This is a genomic window from Gordonia sp. NPDC127522 (assembly GCF_042672305.1).
GTDB lineage: Bacteria > Actinomycetota > Actinomycetes > Mycobacteriales > Mycobacteriaceae > Gordonia > Gordonia hongkongensis.
Window position 1 is genome coordinate 1 of sequence record NZ_JBHXVK010000015.1, and the last position, 18,844, is coordinate 18,844.

Consider the following 18,844-nt stretch of genomic DNA (forward strand, 5'->3'; position numbering starts at 1 on the left):
TGCGGAGGCCGTCACGAAGGGTCCTGGCGAGATGCGTGACAGACCCTTCGTGACGCGCCCTCCGCAAGCTCCGGCCGCTCCTCAGGGAGCAGGGGGGTCGCGCCCTCCGCAGGCTCCGAGCGTTCCTCAGGGAGCAGAACGGCACCAGAGGTGATGCGGTTCTTGCGGATCAGTCGCAGGCGGCCAGGAGCTGCTTGATCTCGTCGTCGAAGGCGTTCGCGATGGCCCAGGGGTCCGGGGTCTGATCGGTACAGCCGACGATGCCGATGTTGAGGTTGCCGTCGGCGGAGAAGACCGTGATGTTGAGTCCCAGGCCATGCATGATCGGGCCCAGCGGGTACACACCGGTCACGCGCGCGCCGAGGAAGTAGAGCGGGAAATCCGGGCCGGCGACGTTGGACACCAGGACGTTGAACACCGGCGGATGCGCCGACGCCCAGTTGCGGTCACCGTAGATCTTCATCGCGGTGGACAGCGTCGTACCGGGAGCGAACTGCGCCCAGGACCGCAGGATGTTCGCGTCGATCTCGGCGTGGTGCTCCTTCGAGGTCCGGCTCAGCTCGGCCTGCTTGCGCAGTCGCGCGACCGGGTCGGGCTCGTCGGAGGACAGCAGGGTGAACATGCCGGTCACCTTGTTGGTGCCCTCGACGACGAGGTCCTTCTCGTCGGCGCCGTGCACCGAGACCGGGACCATCCCGACCAGCGGACGATCGGGGAGCTCGTCGTGGCCGAGCAGGTAGGTGCGCAGCGCCCCGCCGACCATCGCGAGCACGACGTCGTTGAGCTTCACCTCGAAGTGGTCTTTCACCCGCTTCACATCGTCGAGCGAGAGCTGGGTGACGGCGATGCTGCGGTGCGGGGTGATGGGCGCGTTGAACCGGGTGCGTGGGGCACGGAACGGTGCGGGCATCGCCGAATCCTGTTGTGCCCGACGGAACCAGCCGACGGGCACGCCAAGCGTGCGGGGCAGCAGTTTGGCCATGGCGAGAGGCCGCTGCACGAAGTAGTTGACCGCGCCGCCGGCGGCCATCGCGACGCGCGACGACGGCCCGGCCGACTCCCCCACCTTCTCGGCGTCGAGATCCGGCGGTTCGGGCGTGAGCGTGCACATCTGGGCGAGCATCTCGGCGCCCGTCACACCGTCGGTCCCGGCGTGGTGCATGCGCAGCATCGCGCAGACCCGGCCGTCGGCGAGACCCTCGATGATCCACAGCTCCCACAGCGGCTTGCCGCGGTCGAGCGTCTGTCCGGCCAGATGACCGCACAGTTCGGCGACCTCGCCGGCGCCGCCGGGGGCCGGCACGCCGACCCGGTGCACGTGCCGCTCGATGTCGAAGTCGTCGTCCTCGATCCACACCGGGTGGTCGATGTTGAACAACGAGTTGTCGAGTTTCCGCCGGAACGCGGGTATGGCAGCGATGCGTCGCTCCATCTCGGCGCGGAGTTTGTCGAAGCGGTAGCCGCCCGGCATTGTGCTCGGATCGATCTCGAACAGACCGATGACATGCATCAGTTGCGAGCGTGTCTCGAGGTAGAGAAACGATGCGTCCAGTCCGCTCAAGCGCTGCATGGGATTCGCCTTCCCTCGACGTCGGGCACCCGACCCCGTGGGCACCCCACGCCATCATGCCGCACGTGACGACCCCTTCGGGGCCGGTTCCGGCACAGCCGTGACGGCGTCGAGATGGCAGGTGATCCGTGCTCAGAGCGGCAGCGAGTCGACCATGTCCAGAATGTCCTGTCCATCCGTTTCGAGCACGACGATCATGGCCAGCTCGCGCGACGGGTCGTCGGTGATCTTGAAGACCCCGCGTCCGTTCTCGTCGATCAACCCCGTCCCGTGCCGCCATCGCACCGGCCGCGACGTCTCCGAGGAACGCGAGTACTCCGCGTTCAGCGCATCTCGGGACGCGAACCAGAACACCCCGAAGGGGCGATCGACCGAGCCCGCGGCACATCGGACGACGAAGACGGTGCGCACCTGACCCGCTCCGGTCTCCGACGGCCCGACCTCGTCCCGTCCGCCCGAGTATCGGCGGATGCACTCGGTGTTCATCCACTGCGCCGCGGTGTCGGGGGCCTGCGGGAGCAACTCGGGGAACTGCGCCACCAGCGGCGCGAACTCCCCCCAGCTCGCACCGGTCCGTACCCGCTGCACGGGCCCGGGCTCGGAGTACACACCCGCGCGGATCGCGATCACCCGGTAATCATGTTCTCCGGCAGGCACACTCGTGTCCACGGCCGAGGTCTCGGGACCCTGGTGGACGACGTAGCCGTCGCCGCGGAGCAACTGGTATGCCGACGCCCCGGACACCGGGTCCCAGGATGCGACCACCCGTCCCGGTCGCGCCTGCAGGGTCAGGCCGCCGGGGGTGTCCGGCGCGTCGGGCGCGGTCACCGACCGGACCACGACGAAGCCGCCGACGGCGACCACTGCGGCGACGAGCACGATCAGCCCGATCAGCCACGGCCCCGACTCGAAACGGCGTGTCGTGGTGGGAGATGTCGAGGGTGTCGGTGAAGTCATCAGATCGGCAGCCTTCTCAGGACGTCGCCGGCTGCGGCGGCGGGCTCACCCGGGACGACCACCCACACCACCGACCGGGCATGGTCGCCGTCGTTGAAAGTGAGGATCGCCTGCCCCTGATCCCGCTGCTTGTCCGACAGGTACAGGGTGCCGGTGTGTCCCTGCGCGGTGGTGTAGTCGACGCCGCGGAGGTCGTGGGCGGTCACCTTCGCCGCCGAGACCGCTTCCTCCGGGGTCTCGTAGGTATCGACGATCACCTGATACGCCGCCACACCCGGGTCCGACGGCCGCCCGCTGTCGTCGCCGGTCGCGGCGTCGGCGTCGCGGGTACACGACACGGTGCGTTTGCTCGACGAGAACGCGAGATCGCCGTCCTCGCCCCAGCAGCGCATCGCGTCGAAGCCGTTGGTGCTCAACGGCGTGGCCGGGATCAGGTCGTGATACAGGTCGGCGATGGGTTGCAACTCGCCCCATGTCATGAAGACATCGACCTGTTCGGAGTTCCGGGAGAAGTCCGACACCCGGCCGCCGTCATGCGCGGCGACCTGATACGTGTACGTGCCGGGCACCGGCCGGGGCGCCGTGAACTCGGTGGCGGGCCCGGAATAGATCACGTCCTCGTTCTGGGTGACCACGTAGTCGGTGGCCCCGGCCACCCCGTTCCAGGTCAGTTCGACTGCGGTGGTCGTGACCTCCACGTCCGGGGGATCGGGGGTGTCCAGGGAGGTGGCCGACATGCGCGCGAAACCGATTCCGGCGCCGAGGATCCCGGCGACGAGCACTGCCACGATGCCGATCGCGGCGAGGTGGCGGGGCCGACGGACGGGAGTGGGTTGCGTCGCATCGTCATCGGGTGGCCACATCTGCGACGGACCCGGTTGCACGGGCGGTGGCGTGTACCCCGCGCTCCCCGCGAGGCCGGCGCCGACGTGCCGGAACCCCGGGCTCGGTTCCGGACCATCCGGTGGCGTCCCGGCGGAGGTCCCGGCCGGGGGCTCGGTCGGGGGCTCGGGCCGGATCGCCGGGCCGATGAGCGTTGCGCGGGAATCGAAGACGTCGGTGAGCGCGGCGGCGAACTCCCCCGCCGTCGGGTGGCGACGACCCGGCTCCTTGGCGATCGCCCGCGCGAGCACGGCGTCGACCCCGGCGGGCAACGCCCGATTGCGGGCGCTCGCCGACGGGGGTTCGTGATGCATGTGCGCGGTCATCAGTCCGTGCAGCGACGGCGAATCGAACGGCGGTGCACCGGTGAGGAGTTCGTACGCAGTGGCGGCGAGAGAATAGATGTCGCTCCGGCCGTCGACGCGCAACCCCTCGATCTGCTCCGGCGAGGCGTAGCGCATGGTCCCGATGGTGATCCCGGTGCCGGTCAGGTGGGTCACCTCGTCGAGGACCTGGGCGATGCCGAAGTCGGTGAGTTTGACGGCCTCCGGGGCGCTGTCGGTGGCGCCGTCCGCGCCCGGCGTGATGAGGATGTTGGCCGGTTTGATGTCCCGGTGCATGACGCCGCGCCGGTGCGCCGCGTCCAGGCCCGCCGCCGCCCCGGCGATGATCGTGCACGCGAGACCGGGGTCGAGGGGCGACTCCCGGGCGAGCATCCGGGCCGCGTCGGTACCCGGCACGTACTCCATCGCGATCCACAGCAACTCGTCGAAGACGCCACGGTCGTAGACGGCCACGATGTTGGGATGGTGCAGCGGCGCGACGATGTCGGCTTCGCGTTCGAACCGCGTGCGGAAGACCGGGTCCGCGGCGTGGACCGAGCGGAGCACCTTCAGGGCGTCGGCGCGCGGCAGCCGGGGGTGCGCGGCCTGATAGACCTCGCCCATGCCGCCGCGACCGAGCACGTCGAGGACGCGGTACCCCGCGATCAGGTCCCCTACCTGGTACATGACGTCCTCACCGATCCGTGTGCGGTGGCTGTGCTGGGGACGAATGGTACCGATTGTCGCGAAACGCGGTGGACCACACCGGTGCGGACTCTACGATCGGCGGCGATGGAAACCACCGAGACCCCGACCCCCACGACCGCCGAATTCACCCCGGCAGAGCTCGACGAGGCCTTCGCGCAGTTCCAGCGCACGGTCGCCGAGATCGCCGTGAGCCGGGACTGGGATCGCTTTGCCGAACTGTTCACCGAAGACGCCGACTACATCGAGCACGCCCTGGGCACCATGCGCGGCCGCGAGGAGATCCGGACCTGGATCTGGCGGACGATGACGTCGTTCCCCGGCAGTCACATGACCGGGTTCCCCTCGCTGTGGCATGTGGTCGACGCGCCGACCGGCCGGGTCATCTGCGAAGTCGACAACCCGATGCGCGATCCGGGCGACTCGACGCACATCACCGCCACCAACATCACCATCCTCACCTACGCCGGCGACGGCCGGTGGAGTCGCGAGGAGGACGTCTACAACCCGATGGAGTTCGGGCGCGCGGCGATGCGCTGGTGTGAGAAGGCACGCGAACTGGGCACCATCGACGAACCGGCCACGGCGTGGATGGAGACGACGGGCGCGATGTTCGCCTCGCGTCCACGTTCCGGTTGAGGGCCCGCCGACCTGCGCGAACACCGGTTCCCGCGTCGCCCGTACCGACGTGACCGACACCACCGGCCGGACGCGTAACGCGGCGCGCGGGCGAGAACGACACCCAGGCGACGGACTTGGGACACCGGTGTGCGTGCCGTACGCTAGAACTTTGACCAGTGGCGACGGGGCGGCGCGGGGGACCCGGCCCGACACACCACGGTTCGGTGGGCGGGGTGCGCACCTCCCCACGATGACGTCGTGAACCACGGTCGTGGCCGCCGGCCACGCACGTGGATCGATACACACGACGCACGACGACGACACGCAATGACGACACACGCGGACACCGTTCGGAGGACATCTACATGGCACGCGACCTGACGCAACTCGAGCTACTCAAGGAGCTGGCCCCGGTTGCCGAGGACAACGTCAACCGCCACCTCAAGATCGCCAAGGACTGGAACCCGCACGACTACGTGCCATGGGACGAGGGCCGCAACTTCGCCGCGCTGGGCGGCGTCGACTACGACCCCGAGCAGTCGCAGCTCGACGAGGTCGCCAAGGCCGCGATGATCACGAACCTCCTCACCGAGGACAACCTGCCGTCGTACCACCGTGTCATCGCCGACAACTTCTCGATGGACTCCGCCTGGGGCCACTGGGTCGGTCGCTGGACCGCCGAGGAGAACCGCCACGGCATCGTCATGCGCGACTACCTCGTGGTCACCCGCGGTGTCGATCCCGTCGCCCTCGAAGAGGCGCGAATGATCCACATGACCAATGGTTACGACCCGATGCTGGCCGCCGCCGGACGCGTGGACGAGCTCGAGGAGCACGCCGACGAGCTCGGTCTGCTGCATTCGGTCGCGTACGTGACCTTCCAGGAACTCGCTACCCGCGTCAGCCACCGCAACACCGGCAAGGCGTGCAACGACCCGATCGCCGACAAGATGCTGCAGCGCATCGCGGCCGACGAGAACCTGCACATGATCTTCTACCGCAACATCTGCGGTGCGGGCTTCGACATCTCCCCCGACCAGACGCTGCGCGCCGTCACCGACATCGTGACCAACTTCCAGATGCCCGGCGCCGGCATGCCCAACTTCCGTCGCCACGGCGTACTCATGGCCAAGCACGGCATCTACGACCTGCGCCAGCACCTCGAAGAGGTCGTCATGCCGGTCCTGCGCAAGTGGAACGTCTTCGAACGCGACGACTTCAGCAGCGAGGGCGAGAAGACCCGCGAGGAGCTCGCCGCCTTCCTCGAACAGCTCGAGAAGGACACCATCCGCTTCGAGGAGATGCGCGACCGTTCGCTCGCCCGCGAGGCCAAGAAGCGGGAGCAGCAGGCATCCTGAGCACCACCCTCGCTCCGCACCCGGCGCTGCGCATCGGGTCCATCGAACTGGCCAGCCCGGTCGTGCTGGCCCCGATGGCCGGTGTCACCAACGTCGCGTTCCGGACGCTGTGCCGCGAGCTCGAGCTCGCCCGTACCGGTACCGTCTCCGGGCTGTACGTCTGCGAGATGGTCACGGCCCGCGCGCTCGTGGAACGGCACCCGGTCACGATGCACATGACGACCTTCGGACCCGACGAGAACCCGCGGTCGATGCAGCTCTACACCGTCGACCCGGAGTACACGTACCAAGCCGCGAAGATGATCGTCGACGAGAATCTCGCCGACCACATCGACATGAACTTCGGCTGCCCGGTCCCCAAGGTGACCCGCAAGGGCGGGGGGTCGGCGATCCCCTACAAGCGCACGCTGTTCCGCAAGATCGTCGCGGCGGCCGTCCGAGCCACGGAGGGCACCGACATCCCGGTGACGGTGAAGTTCCGCATCGGCATCGACGACGATCACCGCACCCATCTCGACGCCGGCCGGATCGCCGCCGAAGAAGGTGCCGCGGCCGTCGCCCTCCACGCACGCACCGCATCGCAGCGATACTCCGGTGAGGCCGACTGGGACGAGATCGCCCGCCTCAAGGAGCACGTCACCACCGTCCCGGTGCTCGGCAACGGCGACATCTTCGAACCCGCCGATGCGGTCGCGATGATGCGCCGGACCGGCTGCGACGGCGTCGTCGTCGGTCGCGGTTGCCTCGGCCGGCCCTGGCTGTTCGCCGAACTCGCCGCCGAACTCGGCGGTTTCGACGCTCCCGCACCGCCGAACCTGGGCGAGGTCGCCGACATCATGGTCCGGCACTGCCAGCTCCTCGTCGATCACCACGGCGAGATGAAGGGTTGCCGCGAGATCCGCAAGCACGTCGCCTGGTACCTTCGCGGCTTCCCGGCCGGCTCGGAGATCCGGCGGCGGATGGCGCTCGTCGGCAGCGTCGACGAACTACGTGAACTGCTCGCCGAGCTGCCGGCCGACGCGCCGTTCCCCTCCGACGGTCACGGCCCGCGCGGTCGGCAGGGTTCGCCGGCGAAGGTCGCGCTGCCGGACGGCTGGCTCGACGACCCCGACGAGGACGTGATCCCCGCAGGCGCCGAGATCATGCACTCCGGCGGTTGAACCGGATTGCGAAAACCGTCACAACCGGTGCCTGGCTGAGACGCTTTCTCAGGTGGGATCAGTACTATTGCGCGGAGGTCCCGGCCGCCGGGGCCTCCATTCTGTGCGCACCGCGCTGGTCGAGCCCCGATCCGCGGTGACTCCGCGACACGACCACGGGGCATGAGGAACGTGCATTGAGTCGTAGGACACCGGGCCCGGACGACCCCGAGGTGGGCGACGCCGATCGCTCTCGTCGTGGTCGACGCGCCGGACGCTCCCGCGACGACTTCGAGCCCGTCCCCGGTCCGGACGCACCCGGCCCCACCGACCCGGGCTCCACTGCCCCGGCGCACCCCAGCCTCCGCGAGCCACGCTCGGCAGATCGCTTCGTCCGGGGACGCACTCGCCTGACGGTCCGCCAGCTCATGGAGCAGATGAACGCGGAGGAGTCGTCGCCGTCGGAGCCCCCCGCCGGCGCCGGCCGGTCCGGCACCCGCCGCGCGACTCCGCCGCGCCCGGAGTCGCGAACGTCCGAGCCCCCGTCGTCGACCCGCGGGCGGTCCCGCCGCACCGCACCGCCGTTCGGTGGGAATGCCACGCCACCGTCGGCCCCGGGCGGGCGGGTCCCCGCCGCCCCGCAGCCGGCGCCCGACGACCGCCCGACGACCGCCCATCGTTTCGACAACGAGGTCACCCAGAAGATCCCCACCGTCGGCGACGCCGCGCCCGACCTGTCCGATCGCGCCACCGAGCAGCGGGTGATCGAGGAATCCCGCGCCCAGGAGCCGGTCGCCGGCGGCCCCGCCGGACCGCCGGCCCCACAGCCCCCGCTGGAACGCACACCCGACCTCACCGAACCCCTCGCCCTGCGTTCGGCGCCTCGACGCCATCCCGGACGCGACGAGGACCGGCAGGGCGCGATGCTGCGAAAGACCGCCGCGACCGGACGCATCCTGGTCGCCATCTCGTGCGTGCTCGCACTGGTGGGCACCGGCTTCGTCTGGGGCTACCTGCAGTCGTGGAACGGCAACTGGCGCAACGTCACCGCTGTCGACCCCGACGACCAGAACATCCGGAACAAGGACGCCCAGTACGGCGACGAGACCTACCTCATCGTCGGTACCGACACCCGCGGCGGCCAGAACTCCAGGGTCGGCGCCGGCACCACCGCCGACGCCGAGGGCGCCCGTTCGGACACCGTCATCCTGGTGAACATCCCGGCCAACCGCAGTCGCGTCGTCGCGGTGTCGTTCCCGCGAGACCTGCAGGTCGACCAGCCGGCCTGCCGCGCCTGGGACAACACGACCGGCGCCTACGGCGCCGAGATGCAACCCGCTTACGACGTGAAACTCAATGGCGTCTACGCCGCGGGCGGCCCGCAGTGTCTCGTGCGCGTGATCACCGCGATGAGCGGTTTGAACATCAACCACTTCATCGGGATGGATTTCGTCGGCTTCGAGAAGGTGGTCCGCGCGATCGGCGGCGTCGAGGTCTGCTCGACGGTGCCGCTCTACGACTACGAGATCGGCCAGATCCTGCGTAAGCCGGGCAAGCAGAAGCTGACCGGCCGGCGCGCGCTGAACTACGTGCGCGCCCGCAACATCAGCACGGAGGGCAACGGCGACTACGGGCGGATCAAACGCCAGCAGCTCTTCATGTCGTCACTGTTGCGGTCGAGTCTGTCGGGCAATGTGCTGTCGAACCCCAACAAACTCAACGGGATCGTCAACACGTTCATCGAATACAGCTACGTCGACGGCGTCGACACCCAGTCGCTCATCAACCTGGCCGAGTCGATGCAGGGCATCGAGGCCGGCCGCGTCTCGTTCCTGACGATCCCGACGTCGGGCACCTCCACCGACGGCGCCAACAACGAGATCCCGCGCACCAACGACATCGACGCGATCTTCGACGCCATCATCGACGACCTGCCACTCCCCGGCGAGCAGGCGCGCAAGAAGCCGCCGTCGTCGTCGAAGGCGCCGACGAGTCCCGGCGCACCGAGCACCGACTCGAACGCCAGTGCTCCCGGACCCGTGACCGCGACCGCCCAGAACCCCGGTAATGTCGGCGTCCGGGTTCTCAACGGCACGGGCCAGACGGGCCTCGCCACCGAGGTGTCCGAGCAGCTCACGCCGTACGGTTTCGACGTGCGGGGTGTCGCCGATGCCTCGGAGAACCGGGACGACACCGTCGTGCGCTACGGGCCGGGACAGCGCGACGCCGCCGCAACGCTGGCCGAGATGTTCCCGAACGCGAGCATCCAACTCGACCGCACGGTCAAGTCGGGTGTCGAGCTCATCGTCGGTGCGGATTTCAGCGGCTCTCTGGAGTCGGTACCGGCCTCCGGGGCGACCCTGACGGCGAACCAGCTCGCACCTGCGGAGAACACCGGCAATCTGCCCAACGACCTGGCCATCACGAACGCGGGCGACACCACCTGTACTTGATCGCAGGGCGTCGGTGCACTCGCAGGTGGATGGATCTGCACCCGACGTTCACTGGACGTTCATCGGTCGGAGTCGGCCTGGAGTGATCGCGCACGTATCCTGGGACCATGCGTACCGCCTACCAAGAGCAACTCGAGGCGCTGACCTCGGTATTGGGTGAGATGTGCGAGCTCGCCGGCACCGCGATGGCGCGCGCCACGCAGGCACTGCTGCAGGCCGATCTCGCCATCGCCGAAGAGGTCATCGGGGACACCGACCGGATGAGCCGGCTGACGGCTCGCGCGGAGGAACAGTCCTTCGCGCTCCTCGCCCTGCAGGCCCCGGTCGCCGGTGACCTGCGTGGAGTCGTGAGTGGATTCCAGATCGTCGCCGACGCCGATCGGATGGGTGCACTGGCGCTGCACGTCGCCAAGGTCGCCCGCCGGCGGCATCCCGCCAAGGCACTGCCGGAGGAGGTCAACGGCTACTTCGCCGAGATGGGCCGCCTGGCCGTCACCCTGGCCAAGAACGCACATGAGGTCCTCGTGACCAGCGACCCGCAGGCCGCCCTTCGTCTCCAGGAAGACGACGACGCCATGGACGACCTCCACCGCCACCTGTTCACCGTCCTGATGGACCGCGACTGGAAGCACGGCGTCGCCGCCGCGGTGGACGTGACCCTGCTCGGCCGCTACTACGAACGGTTCGCCGACCACGCCGTACTCATCGGACGCCGCGTGGTGTTCACCGCGACGGGCAAGACCCCGGAGCAGTTCCAGAGCGTAGGGTGATTTCTCTCGCTCGGTGCTGATCATCGAGCGAGGACCACACCGAAAAAGGCCGAGAATTCAGTTTCCGACACTGAATCTCGGCCTTTTTTCATGTCCGTGAATATCTGAGCCCCAACGAGGTCGGGGAGATTTCACACGCGCCGAGGTCGTCGTTAGGGTGGCGACATGGCCCAGCACTATCCGACCGAGCCCGACTTCAATGCGGTGACCGACGAGGACGCAGAGGCTGCCGCCCACCGCCGCAAGATCCTGGCGTACCTGGGTGTGACCGCTTCGCTGGTCGCCCTGCTGGTGATCCTGCTGCTCAACATGTGACACCCCGACACGACGACCCAGGCACGACGAGGCCCGCTCCCCCGGACGGGTGAGCGGGCCTGTTCGTGTCCTGCGGAACCTCAGCCGAAGCGGCCCGAGATGTAGTCCTCGGTCTCCTTCTTCGTCGGGTTCGAGAACATCGTCTCGGTGTCGTTGATCTCGACGAGCTGTCCCGGCTGGCCGACCGCCTCGAGATTGAAGAACGCGGTCTGGTCGCTGACGCGGGCGGCCTGCTGCATGTTGTGGGTCACGATGACGATGGTGTACTCCTTCTTGAGTTCACCCATCAGGTCTTCGATGGCCAGCGTCGAGATCGGGTCGAGCGCCGAACACGGCTCGTCCATGAGCAGGACATCGGGAGAGACCGCGATGGCGCGGGCGATGCACAGACGCTGCTGCTGACCACCCGACAGTCCGCCGCCCGGCTTGTCCAGGCGATCCTTGACCTCTTCCCAGAGGTTGGCGCCGCGCAGGCTCTTCTCGGCGACGTCGTCGAGCTGTGATCGGTTCCGCACACCCTGCAGACGCAGGCCGGCGACGACGTTGTCGCGGATCGACATCGTCGGGAACGGGTTCGGCCGCTGGAACACCATGCCGATGGTCGCGCGCACGCTCACCGGGTCCACGGTCTTGCCGTAGATGTCCTCGCCGTCGAGCAGCACGCTGCCCTTGGCGTAGGCACCCGGGGTGACCTCGTGCATCCGGTTGAGGGTCCGGAGCACGGTCGACTTGCCGCAGCCCGAGGGGCCGATGAACGCGGTGATGCAGCGCGGCGGAACCTCGAGGGTGACGTCCTTGACCGCGTGGAAGTCGCCGTAATAGATGTTCAGGTCTTTGATGTCGAGGCGCTTTGCCATGTCATTGGTCCGTTCTGGAAATGATGACCCGAGAAGGGTGGGAGGTCAGGAAGTCTTGGGGGCGAAGAACTTCGACACCACCTTGGCGCCGAAGTAGACGATGGCCACGAGGATCACCAGCGTCATCGCTGCTCCCCACACCTGGTCGAAGGCGCCCGGCCCGTTGTTGTACTGCTGCACCATCATGAGCGGCAGCGACTGCTGATTGCCCTCGAAGGGATTCCAGTTCATCGCCCGGGTGGCACCGACGAGGATGAGCACCGGTGCCGACTCGCCCATGACCCGGGCGATGGCCAGCATGACGCCGGTGACGATGCCCGACAGCGCCGTCGGCAGGACGATCTTCACGATCGTCTTCCACTTCGGGATACCCAGGGCATACGACGCCTCCCGCAGGTCCTGCGGGACGATCTTCAGCATCTCCTCGGTGGCACGCACCACCAGAGGGACCATCAGCAGCACCAGCGCGATGGCCACCACGAAGCCCGACCTGGGAAGGCCGAGCGTGGTCCGCCACACCGCGTAGACGAACAGCGCGGCGACAATCGACGGGACACCGGAGAGGATGTCGACCATGAAGGTGGTGACGCGGGCCAGGAGCGATTTCTTGGTCGCGTACTCCACCAGGTAGATGGCGACGAAGATGCCCAGCGGGATCGAGATGACGGCGGCGAGCGCGGTCTGCATCAGGGTGCCGACGATCGCGTTGGCGGCACCGCCGTAACGCTCGGACTGGGTCCACCAATCGATGTCGAGGATCGTCTCGATACCCCGCGACACCAGCGTGAAGACCAACCAGAGCAGGGGAACCAGCGCCAGCAGCAGGGCGCCCATGACGGCGACGCGGACGGTGCCGTCGGTGAAACGCCGACGCCCGGACATCGGGGTGAAGCCGGAGGGCTTCTTGACCGGATCGGCCGCGGAAGTAGTCGTGGTCACAGACATGGTCACTTCTTTCCGGCGACGACCGCGCGGGCGGCGGCGTTGACGATGAAGGTCAGGACGAACAGGGTCAGGCCGGCCGAGATGTAGGCGCCGGTCTTGGCGGGCGAGTCGAATTCGGCCGCGTTGTTGGCGATCTTGGTCGCGAAGGTCTCGCCGCTCTCCATGAGGTTGAAGTTCATGGGACCGGCGGTCGAGATGATGAGCAGCAGCGCCATCGTCTCGCCGAGCGCGCGACCCAGACCGAGCATCGAACCGGAGATGTAGCCGGAGAACCCGAAGGGCAGCACTGCGACCTTGACGACCTCGAACTTGGTGGCGCCCAGGGCGAGCGCGGCCTCACGATGACCCTTGGGGGTCTGCATGAAGACCTCGCGCGTGACCGCGGTGATGATCGGCAGGATCATGACCGCGAGAACGATGCCCGCGGTCAGCAGCGTGCCGCCGGTGCTCATGTTCGCGATCTGGGTGGGCTCCTGGAAGAACGGCAGGAAGCCGAGATTGCCGACCAGCCACTCGTTCACCGGCACCAGCGCCGGGCCGAGCACGAGGATGCCCCAGAGGCCGTAGACGATGGACGGCACCGCGGCGAGGAGGTCGACGGTGTAGGTGATCGGGCCGACGAACCGCTTCGGCGCGTACTCGGTGAGGAAGATCGAGATACCCAGCGCCACCGGCATGGCGATCAGCAACGCGATGACCGACACCACGACCGTCGCGTAGAACAGCTGGGGGATACCGAAGGCGAGCTGATCTCCGCTGGTGATCCACTGCCCGGTGTAGGTGAAGAAGTTCTCCTCGTTCTGCGCCAGCGACGGAATCGCCTGTGCGAGAAGGAAGAGTGCGATCAGCGCGATGACGATCGAGACCACGAATCCCGAGCCGACGGCCAGGGTGCGGAACACCCGATCGGCGACGCGGTGATGCGCGGCCGCGTGGAGCGAGGATCCGGGTTGGTCGGGCGATGACCCGGGGGCCTGGAATTCGCCGGTGTCCGGCGGAATCGCGCCACCCTCTTTGCTCAGCGAGGTCATGCGTCCTTCTTGTGATTCGGCTCTGGTCATTGGGGCCACTTCCCGCCGTCTCGTGGACACGCGAAATGTCGTGTCAGTGTGTCAACCACACGCGCGGGGCCGCAACCGAGGCGGCCCCGCGCACGTGATCAGAGGGGATTGATCAGGCGTTTCCGGACCCACCGGACAGCGAGTCGATGGTCCCCTGCAGCTTGGTCTTGAAGGCGTCGGGCACCGGCACGTAGCCGATCTCCTCGAGGCCGGCCTGGCCGTCGTTCAGGACCGCGGTGAACGCGTCCTTCAGCGTCTGGCTGGTGGCCTCGTCCTCGTAGCCCGCCGAGCAGACGATCGAGTACGGGGTGAGCAGCAGCGGGTAGGCGCCCGGAGCCTTCGAGGCGAACAGGGCGTCGGTGTCGACGACGAGGTCCTTGCTGGCCGGATCGGCGAACGCGAGCGACTCGAGGGCGTTGCCCGCGCTCTCCGCGTTCAGCGTGACCGGGCCGGCACCGAAGTCGACCTGGGCGACACCGAGGTCGTTCTCGGTGGCGAAGCCCCACTCGACATAGGTGATCGAACCGGGGGTCTTGCTGACGGTGTCGCCGACGCCGGTCGACTTCGAGGCACCGGAGCCGACACCCTTGGGCGCGAATTCCTTGCTGTGCTCATACGGCCAGTCAGCCGGAGCCGCGTTCTCCAGGAAGCGCTGGAAGTTGTCGGTGGTACCCGAGCTGTCCGAGCGGTAGACCGGGACGATGTCGGTGGTGGGCAGCGACACACCGGGGTTCAGCGCGGCGATCTTGGGATCGTTCCACGTGGTGATCTTGCCGTTGAAGATCTGCGCGATGACGCTGGGGTTGAGCTTGAGGTCCTCGACACCGTCGAGGTTGTAGGCGACCGCGACGGGCCCGACGACCAGCGGGAGGTGCCAGGGGGCGTTGCCGTTGCAACGTGCGGTGGCGTCGGTGACCTCGTCGTCCTTGAGGGCCGAGTCCGAGCCGGCGAAGTCGACGTCGCCCGCGATGAACTTCTTGATGCCGTCGCCCGAGCCGCTACCGGTGTAGTCGAGCACGATGTCGCTGTTGTCGGTGAGGACCTGGCTGAAGTGCTCCATGGCCTTCTGCTGCGCGGTCGAGCCCTCGCCGCTGACAGTCTGTTCGCTTCCCCCACCGCCGCACGCCGTGACGAGTGTCAGTGCCGCGATCGCCGACACCGACGCCAGGGCGCCGTTCCGATTGATTTTCACCGCTGGTGTTGCCTTTCCGTTCGCGTTCCCCGCACCGACTGGCGTCGGCTCCGGAGTGTCCGAGTGGAAAGCTATGGGGGCGTGGTGGACTGATCCCCTCCAAAAGGTGAACGACAGGTGAACTGGCCAAGGCAGACGGGGTGCGACCTGCCCAGGCGTGATCGTACGTGATCTGCGTAACCCGAGATTCGAGACTCAGGCAAGCCTTGCTGGAATTCTGGCTCCGGCGTAACCGAAGCGCGGGACCGACCAGTTGCACGAACACAACCGGGCGCCGCTGGTCATCGACCCCCTGGACCTGTCGTCCCGCGCGGTCGCCGCCGAACGGATCGTCCGCCCGCACGAATCGGTCCACACATTCGGGTCGGGCTCCTGCCCCGCCCCACCGGGACGCCGGGTCTTCGATCCGGACGTCGGTGTGGCGCCGGCACATCGTGACCGGGGACGTCGACGTCCTCCGTCTCGAGTGAAATCACCTGTCCGTGGTTCGCGGGCCCCACATCGGCGACGTCGTCGACGCCATCGGCGCCGTACTCGGGCAGCCTCAGCCGTAGGCGACGTCGACGGCGTATCGGGTGAACCCGAGGCGCTCGTAGGTGTGCAGCGCGGCGACGTTGTCGCCCTCCACGTAGAGGTTGATCTCCGAGACGCCCTCGCGCGCGAGATGATGCAGGCCGGCGAGCGTCAACAACCGCCCCAGTCCGCGACCCTGCGCCGCAGGATCGACGCCGACGATGTAGACCTCGCCGAGGTCCGCGTCGTGCCGCTTCGTCCAGTGGAACCCGAGGAGCTTGCCATCTCCCCCGCCCGATCCGTCGCCGGCACGGTCGAAGGCGAGGAACAAACCCGCCGGATCGAACCAGTCGGCGGCGACCCGTTCACGGATCTGCTCCGGCGACCAGCCGCCCTGCTCGGGATGCCAGTCGAAGGCCGCGTTGTTCACACGCAGGATCTCGGCGTCATCGGCCGGTCCGGCATAGGACCGGAGATCGACCGTCGGGTCGACGACGAGTTCGGGGAGTTCGTCGCCGGGGCCGACCGGCCGACGCAGTTGCAGTAGTTCGCGACGTTTCGTCAGGCCCATCGCCGCGGCGAGCGCCACCGCGCCAGGCAGGTCACCGTGTGCCCACACCCGGACCCCGGACCCCGTTTCGGGCGCGGACGCCGCCGCGAACGCCGCATCGAGCAGCGCTCGGCCATGTCCCTCCCGTCGGTGCGCCGGGTCGACAACCGCCTCGATCATCGCCGGCTCGCCGTCGCGACCGGGGACGATGACGGCGTACCCCGCCTTCGACCAGACGTGCACGATCGGCGAACCCTCGGGGGCGTCGATCGCGGCGACCGCCCCCTCCGAGAGCGGGGCGACACCATCGGCGTCGTTCGCCTCGCGCACCAGCCGGTGAGCGAAGTCAGCGACGTCGTCGGGCAGTGCGCCTCGACGCACCTGCGGGTCCTCAGTTCCCGGCACTGGCACTGAACTCCTCGTCGAACGGATCGGGACCGTCGAGCGCGTCGTCGTAGTCATCGGTGTCGACCGCATCGGGGCCGGATGCGTCCTCGGACAGGTCGGCGTCGGCCGCGGGCGCCCGGCCACGCGTCGGACGGACTGCCTTGTATCCGACGTTGCGGACGGTTCCGATCAGCGACTCGTGCTCGCTGCCGAGTTTGGCGCGGAGTCGACGGACGTGGACGTCGACGGTGCGGGTGCCGCCGAAGAAGTCGTACCCCCACACCTCCTGGAGCAGCTGGGCGCGCGTGAACACGCGACCCGCGTTCTGCGCCAGGTACTTCAGGAGCTCGAACTCCTTGTAGGTCAGGTCGAGCGGACGTCCGCGCAGGCGTGCGGTGTAGGTCCCCTCGTCGATGACGAGTTCCCCCAGCGTGACCTTGCCCGAGGACTCCTCCGCGGCAACCCCGCGGGTACGGACCACGAGCAGGCGCAACCGGGCGTCGAGTTCGGCCGGACCGGTACCCGGCAGCAGGAATTCGTCGATGCCCCAGTCCGCGTTGACCGCGACCAGCCCGCCCTCGGTCAGCACCGCCGCGACCGGCACCGAGGAGCCGGTGCTGCCCAACAGGCGGCACAGCCCGCGGGCCGCCGCCAGGTCGGCGCGGGCATCGACCAGCGCCACATCGGCGTTCCCCGCCTCCATGAGTGACGACACCTCGGTCGGAGCGGTCCGCACCGTGTGCGCGAGCAGCGACAACGACGGCAAGACCGACTCCGGATTCGGGTCGGCCGTCAACAACAAGAGATCCACCCAGCACTCCGATCTCGTTCGTCCCCGTCCCGGACCATCCAGATCGCTCACCACGACGTGAACGCCACCCGCGCGTGGCTCGGCGATTGTTTACGCCGCCTTACCAACGTGTGCGAGATAGGTGACAGAATAGCGCCACCGGCGCGCTCACCTGTTAACAAGGCGACCACGACCGCCGGATGACCACGACGGGGAGGGTGATCGGCCGAGCATGCCGCGCATCCGGAAAGTGCTTGTCATCGGTGTGGTCGCCGCCCTGGCCGCCGCGGGAGTAGCGCTCGGCGCCGACGTCGGGGCCGCCGTTCGCGGGGAGCATCAGTTCTCCCGCGCCCTCGCCCAATCCCCTCGCGTGACATTCGATCCCGAGGTCACCATCGCGGGTTTCCCGTTCACCTCGCAGTCGTCCGCCGGTCACTTCGACGGGGCCACGATCGCCGCCCGCGGCGTCGAACTACCCGGATGTCCGCCCGCCCGCGGCGTCTGCCGCGGTGAGCTGGGTGCTTCTCTCGGCCCGTTCGACGTGGCCGACGGCAGCGGATTCTCGGCGAGTGATGTTCTCCACACCGGCTCGATCTCGGCGTACACCCGCCTCGATGCCGTCACCCTGGCCCGGTATCTGCGCATCGTCGACCTGACCGTCAGCACCCCGGGACCGGACGACACGGCGGGCGCAGGCGGGCCCCAGGACGGCATCGTCAGTCGCGAGAGCGGCGTCGTGCTCACCGGCACGGTCGCACTGCCGCCGGGCGACGGGCTCGATCCCGCCGACCCGCCGTCGGCGTCGTCCTACGACGGCCCCAAGGTGCGCGTGAGTGTGTCCGTCGACCTCTCGGTCGTCGACGGCGCACTGGACATCCGAGCCACCGGCTTCTACACCGGCCCCGAACGCCACGTCGACCCCGAGGTCCCGGCGGAATTCCACGCCGCGGTGCTCGATCGGTTCAGCCTGACGCTCCCGCGCCTGCCGATGGCCTGGGATGTCGAACCCGATCGCGCGGAGAGTTTCGGCGGGGACGTCCAACTGGTCGGCGACTCCGGTCCGGCATCGGTGCGTCTCGACCGCTTCTGAGCAGTTCAGACCGTGTTCTCCCAGCCTCGGCGGCAAAGCACCCCGGCCGTTGGGGGCCCGATCGGCTCTGTTGTACCCTCGTGGGCATGCAGCAGCGCCGTGAGTACTTGCTCACACGACGCCGGGCGATCGACTTCTGTCGTGTCGCCGACTGCTGTTGTCGCACTCGCCGTTGACGGTGTGACCACCCGTGCTGCGCGAGCAGCCGGTCCGCCCACACCGTCGATGAGAACGGGGGCGTCTCCACCGAGGTCTGCGACCTCGTTCCCATGCGCCGTCACCCCGTGCTCATCTCACCGAGACGCGGACATCCTTCTCGCGCCTCATCGTCTCCACCATCTCCATCCGTTCGACGACCATCACCGA

Annotated in this window: 16 protein-coding genes; 7 read left to right on the forward strand and 9 right to left on the reverse strand. The window is 68.3% G+C overall.

The features are described 5' to 3' along the window. Nucleotides 1–169: 169 nt before the first annotated feature. The 3 genes from ACFVHY_RS18915 to ACFVHY_RS18925 all read right to left on the reverse strand — a co-directional run bounded on the left by ACFVHY_RS18915 (nt 170) and on the right by ACFVHY_RS18925 (nt 4,419). On the reverse strand, nt 170–1,570 hold the full coding sequence (locus ACFVHY_RS18915; protein WP_068970116.1) for a wax ester/triacylglycerol synthase family O-acyltransferase: 1,401 nt from the start codon (nt 1,568–1,570) through the stop codon (nt 170–172). A 132-nt stretch (nt 1,571–1,702) separates the two neighbouring features. Continuing rightward, complete coding sequence (locus ACFVHY_RS18920) at nt 1,703–2,527, reverse strand: fibronectin type III domain-containing protein (protein WP_390274613.1); 825 nt, start codon at nt 2,525–2,527, stop codon at nt 1,703–1,705. Further along, nucleotides 2,527–4,419, reverse strand: coding sequence for a protein kinase (locus ACFVHY_RS18925; protein WP_390274615.1), 1,893 nt, complete (start codon nt 4,417–4,419; stop codon nt 2,527–2,529). Before ACFVHY_RS18925 ends, ACFVHY_RS18920 begins: the two co-directional genes overlap by 1 nt. A gap of 105 nt (nt 4,420–4,524) precedes the next feature. On the opposite strand from ACFVHY_RS18925, the gene ACFVHY_RS18930 reads away from it, so the two are divergent. The 6 genes from ACFVHY_RS18930 (at nt 4,525) to ACFVHY_RS18955 (ending at nt 11,093) form a co-directional block, all read left to right on the forward strand. Beyond that, nucleotides 4,525–5,076 (forward strand): nuclear transport factor 2 family protein, encoded by a 552-nt coding sequence (locus tag ACFVHY_RS18930; RefSeq protein WP_390274616.1) that lies wholly within the window; start codon nt 4,525–4,527, stop codon nt 5,074–5,076. Between the two features lie 347 nt (nt 5,077–5,423). Then, nucleotides 5,424–6,416 (forward strand): acyl-ACP desaturase, encoded by a 993-nt coding sequence (locus ACFVHY_RS18935; protein ID WP_058253529.1) that lies wholly within the window; start codon nt 5,424–5,426, stop codon nt 6,414–6,416. Continuing rightward, on the forward strand, nt 6,413–7,576 hold the full coding sequence (gene dusB, locus ACFVHY_RS18940; protein WP_390274802.1) for a tRNA dihydrouridine synthase DusB: 1,164 nt from the start codon (nt 6,413–6,415) through the stop codon (nt 7,574–7,576). Before ACFVHY_RS18935 ends, dusB begins: the two co-directional genes overlap by 4 nt. 176 nt (nt 7,577–7,752) lie before the next feature. Continuing rightward, on the forward strand, nt 7,753–10,008 hold the full coding sequence (locus ACFVHY_RS18945; protein ID WP_390274619.1) for an LCP family protein: 2,256 nt from the start codon (nt 7,753–7,755) through the stop codon (nt 10,006–10,008). A gap of 107 nt (nt 10,009–10,115) precedes the next feature. Next, nucleotides 10,116–10,778 carry a phosphate signaling complex protein PhoU gene (phoU, locus tag ACFVHY_RS18950; RefSeq protein ID WP_390274621.1) on the forward strand — a complete coding sequence of 221 codons (663 nt, stop codon included), beginning with the start codon at nt 10,116–10,118 and terminating at the stop codon, nt 10,776–10,778. 165 nt (nt 10,779–10,943) lie between these two features. After that, nucleotides 10,944–11,093, forward strand: a complete 150-nt coding sequence (locus ACFVHY_RS18955) for a hypothetical protein (protein WP_165629676.1) — start codon at nt 10,944–10,946, stop codon at nt 11,091–11,093. A gap of 80 nt (nt 11,094–11,173) precedes the next feature. Here ACFVHY_RS18955 and pstB read toward each other — a convergent pair whose 3' ends face one another. The 6 genes from pstB to ACFVHY_RS18985 form a co-directional block, all read right to left on the reverse strand. Beyond that, on the reverse strand, nt 11,174–11,950 hold the full coding sequence (pstB, locus tag ACFVHY_RS18960) for a phosphate ABC transporter ATP-binding protein PstB (protein WP_004022008.1): 777 nt from the start codon (nt 11,948–11,950) through the stop codon (nt 11,174–11,176). A 45-nt stretch (nt 11,951–11,995) separates the two neighbouring features. Continuing rightward, complete coding sequence (gene pstA / locus ACFVHY_RS18965) at nt 11,996–12,895, reverse strand: phosphate ABC transporter permease PstA (protein ID WP_390274623.1); 900 nt, start codon at nt 12,893–12,895, stop codon at nt 11,996–11,998. A 2-nt stretch (nt 12,896–12,897) separates the two neighbouring features. Further along, nucleotides 12,898–13,926, reverse strand: a complete 1,029-nt coding sequence (gene pstC, locus ACFVHY_RS18970; protein ID WP_137810317.1) for a phosphate ABC transporter permease subunit PstC — start codon at nt 13,924–13,926, stop codon at nt 12,898–12,900. A 142-nt stretch (nt 13,927–14,068) separates the two neighbouring features. After that, nucleotides 14,069–15,148: a phosphate ABC transporter substrate-binding protein PstS gene (gene pstS, locus ACFVHY_RS18975; protein WP_211540040.1), complete on the reverse strand. Its 1,080-nt coding sequence runs from the start codon at nt 15,146–15,148 to the stop codon at nt 14,069–14,071. A 544-nt stretch (nt 15,149–15,692) separates the two neighbouring features. Then, nucleotides 15,693–16,622: a mycothiol synthase gene (mshD, locus tag ACFVHY_RS18980; RefSeq protein WP_390274626.1), complete on the reverse strand. Its 930-nt coding sequence runs from the start codon at nt 16,620–16,622 to the stop codon at nt 15,693–15,695. Continuing rightward, nucleotides 16,603–17,409 carry a winged helix-turn-helix domain-containing protein gene (locus ACFVHY_RS18985; RefSeq protein WP_390274628.1) on the reverse strand — a complete coding sequence of 269 codons (807 nt, stop codon included), beginning with the start codon at nt 17,407–17,409 and terminating at the stop codon, nt 16,603–16,605. The genes mshD and ACFVHY_RS18985 overlap by 20 nt, the downstream gene beginning before the upstream one ends. A gap of 211 nt (nt 17,410–17,620) precedes the next feature. Here ACFVHY_RS18985 and ACFVHY_RS18990 point away from each other — a divergent pair, with 211 nt between their 5' ends. Then, nucleotides 17,621–18,478, forward strand: a complete 858-nt coding sequence (locus ACFVHY_RS18990) for a DUF2993 domain-containing protein (RefSeq protein ID WP_390274631.1) — start codon at nt 17,621–17,623, stop codon at nt 18,476–18,478. The last annotated feature ends 366 nt before the right edge of the window (nt 18,479–18,844 follow it).